The organism is Endozoicomonas sp. SESOKO3 (genome assembly GCF_024606255.1).
On record NZ_JAHHPR010000281.1, the window covers coordinates 1 to 1,022 of the forward strand.

A 1,022-nucleotide genomic window follows, 5' to 3' on the forward strand; every position below is an offset into this window, starting at 1 on the left:
TCACACGGGCTTTTCCTTCTTCATGATCGATATCAATCAAAATGCAAGCTTTACGAAAAATTATGTCGAAGACTCGGCTTCAGTCAACATCGATCTGCTTGAGTCTGCTGCAGACGTTGACACGGGTGATAGTCTCTCCGTGACCCAGATCACCCTGTCATCCGGCGATGACTCTGGCATCACCATCAACGGAAACACCCTTACCGTTGACCCCGGTGCCTATGACTATCTTGCGAACGGAGTCACTGAAACCATTGTCTACAGCTATGACATAGAAGACGGCAATGGTGGCTCAGTTTCCCAGACAGCCACTCTGGTCATCACCGGTACAAACGACAACGCACAGATAACAGGTCTTGATACGGCAACCGTCACTGAAGACAGTCATGCCAGCACCCTGACAGTATCAGGCTCCCTCACCATCACTGATGCTGACCAGAGCGAAGCCTTCTTTCAAGCTGAAACCCTGACCGGCACCTATGGTTCTCTGACTATTGATGGCAGCGGTAACTGGAGTTATTCGGCGAGCAATAGCCAGTCAGTCATTCAGGCCTTGGGGGATGGTGACAGTCTGACCGAGACCCTGACGGTGAGGTCTCTGGATGGCACTACCCACGATATCGTTATTACCATTCACGGCACCAACGACGCGGCGTTGATCACCGGTACCGATACCGGCAGTGTTACCGAGGACGCTGGCATCAACCTCTCCACCTCTGGCAGCTTGAGTGTCACCGATGTTGATGGCGGCGAAAATAGTTTCACCGCCGAGACGATCACCGGCACCTACGGTTCTCTGACCATTGATGGCAGCGGTAACTGGAGTTATTCGGCAAGCAATAGCCAGTCAGCCATTCAGGCCTTGGGGGATGGTGACAGTCTGACCGAGACCGTTACCGTCAAGTCTCTGGATGGCACTACCCACGATATCGTCATTACCATTAACGGCACCAACGATGCAGCGGTGATCACCGGCACCGACACCGGCAGTGTCACCGAGGACGCTGGCATCAACCTCTCCA

At 53.4% G+C, this 1,022-nt stretch carries 1 protein-coding gene; it reads left to right on the forward strand.

Annotated features, from left to right (window positions below; genetic code table 11):
- Nucleotides 1–22: 22 nt before the first annotated feature.
- Nucleotides 23–1,022, forward strand: a 1,000-nt coding sequence (locus tag KDK18_RS05165) for a VCBS domain-containing protein (RefSeq protein WP_257253687.1), incomplete at its 3' end; no start/stop codon positions are given.